At 46.5% G+C, this 2,684-nt stretch carries 1 protein-coding gene; it reads right to left on the minus strand.

Translation table 11 applies throughout. The annotated features are described in order from the left end of the window. Positions 1-355: 355 nt before the first annotated feature. Positions 356-565: an integrase core domain-containing protein gene (locus tag B4U49_RS19545; RefSeq protein ID WP_420811456.1), complete on the minus strand. Its 210-nt coding sequence runs from the start codon at positions 563-565 to the stop codon at positions 356-358. Between the last annotated feature and the right edge of the window lie 2,119 nt (positions 566-2,684).

Consider the following 2,684-nt stretch of genomic DNA (forward strand, 5'->3'; position numbering starts at 1 on the left):
AGCGTTGGGCGTCCCGCGGAGGCTATCCAGCCGAGCCCCGAAGGGGCTGGGCGATCCTGCTTAGCCTTGTATGGTTGTTCTTGTCTTATTTTGGCGTTGTACGCCCTTCTCGCTAACGGGTAAATCAAGACCTACCTTCGGCGGCCACCGAAGGCCTTGTTTATCGCAGTTCGCTGCCTAGCCGACTCATAAAGACCGATAACAAGTATGAACGTGACAAGCACTCGCTAGGCATAACTCGAATAGTCATGTGGGCCTCGAGCCCGAATAGCACGGAAAAAAATATCAGTAAAAAAGCTTGGTGTTCCCCACAAAAAAGTAGACACCTTACCTATGCAGTAGAAGCTGCGTTTTCCTAAAATTCGACAGGGCTAATCCCGTCGCTTGCAGAATGTCTTCTCTCGCGGTTGTAGAATATTTCAATGTAGCTAAATATACCCGAACGCGCTGTTTCTATCGACTGGTAGTTCTTTGCGTAGATCAACTCTACTTTCAATCTAGCGTAGAATGATTCCATCACCGCATTATCCCAACAGTCCCCGTTTCGACTCATACTGCGTTTAATACCGTGTCGCTCAAGAAAGCCTACATACTCGTTAGAGCGGTATTGCGTCCCTCTATCCTAATGAACGATAAGGCCCGGACTTACTGTCCTAACGCCTATGGCCATTGGCTATATAGTTGACCGAACACTCATGACCGAGCTCGTTCAGCTCCCAGGCAATCCTGGGGGCGCCATGCGACGCCTCAAACTCCTCATAGATATCTCTTGCCAGAGTGGTAATCTGTTCTCGGCGCGGTTCAGTTCGGCTAACGGGGCGCCTTCGCCACCGATAGAAACCTGACGGATGAACATCCAGCACTCTGCACATCAACCGTATATCAAATTGCCCTGCATGCTGATTTATCAGCTCGCACTTCACTCTTGGTCTTTCGCGAACTACGCAGAAGCCTTTTTTAGGAATTCCATCTCCTCTCTAAGCCGCTTATTCTCCCGCTTTAGCTTACGGAGCTATTCGCTCTCCTGCTTGGATTAGTCCACACCATCGACAGAGTTAAATTGCTTGTCTGAGAGGCGAGTAAATTGACGCTTCCAGTTCGAGATTTTCTGCGCGCTGACACCGAGCTCTTTAGCTACCTAGCCCTGAGTCACACCCGGCTGCTCCGATCGTTTAACAGCTTCTTTAGGGTATTCTTCGGTGTAGTGCTGGTGTTTTTTGCACGCCATTTAGACACCACATAGTCGTTGAATATAACTATACAGGGCGCCTACTTTTTGTGGGTAACTCGAACGCATAACGCCCCCAGAAAGACCTATCATGTGATAGCGACAACGCCCATGTAAGAAAATTTCGGTGATCAACGTGGAGATACCTTTATACCTCACCAACCAAATCATCCGCTAGAAACTCCATCATAAGATAGATAATCGTGTATTTTTTTCACATTCCAATATTTAAATTGGTCTCTTGCATCAAAAGTATTTTGGAAACCTGCGCTATACGCAACGGAAGAATTGTATTTGACGGGATTCCTTAAAAACTCACCGCACCCAAACCCTACCACGAACAGGCGCGACGAGAGGAGTTAATATCGAGGGTCTCAACTTTACCATTATAGCCAGCGTCGCCTCCCAAACTCTTCGACAGACATCAAACCTCGCAAACATCCATGACTTAAGCGAAAAATAGTCATAACTACAAACCTGAAAGTTGAACTGCCTCTCATTCATAGCCAACACACCAATATTCGCAGATATTTCAGTTTGAATCACACGAGATAAACGATATATTTTTAACCGCAATCAACAATAAGGAATAACTATGAGTGTCAAATTAAAACGAATTTTATCCATTTCGTTACTCGCAATTTTTTCCAGCTTGGTCGGATATTCTTGGGCCTACCCAGTCAAGTGGCAGGAAATTCATTATTACGCGACGGCTGAGAAAAAAGAGGTGGTAGGCGAGAAGTCGATTACCTGCCAGAGTGTATATGTTAGCGGGCAGGTTACAGCCTACTCCTCAGTTATTGCTTCTGGGTATTGCGGGCTAGAGCCATTCAACTAAGAAGAATTCGGCGTGTGATACCTGAAAAAATAATCATGTAGATTTTGGAATATACGCCATCAATTAATTCCGATGTCCGGGGCAGTGAAGCAGTACGTACACTGCCCCGTGATTACCCTAAAATCCAGTCTCGCACCATTAATGCACACGCTGCTCGTAGCTCCCACCTCTTTCAATGAACTTTCCAGCCCCTGCTCTAGAGGATTCCCGTTCGCCCACACTAGAACAGAACAACTACGCCCACAAAGACGCTCAGCACAACTAATCCAGCTTACACCCAAATTAACAAGAAAGTTATAGCGGTCTATAGTCGGACTGCAGCATAGTCACTAAGAATTTATTTCATTCTGTTCGTTTGGAATCTCACCATCAGTGCCAGGTTATAGACAACCGCCTCGCCTGTGCGTGCCGATATGGCGCACAAATCAACACTCAAAATTCAAATGAAAAGGACGCACACCGCTACGTCTTTCACCTTCTTGCCGCCCAACTCACGTTTATCACAATGTTTTTTCACAAAAAAAGCCGACCCCACAAATGGGATCGGCTTTTTACTACATTCAAAGAGAAGCGGGCTTACACCGCACCCTCTTCGATCTTGTGCTTCCAGATCACCGG

Origin of the sequence: Microbulbifer mangrovi, assembly GCF_002009015.1 — a bacterium.
GTDB classification, from domain to species: domain Bacteria; phylum Pseudomonadota; class Gammaproteobacteria; order Pseudomonadales; family Cellvibrionaceae; genus Microbulbifer; species Microbulbifer mangrovi.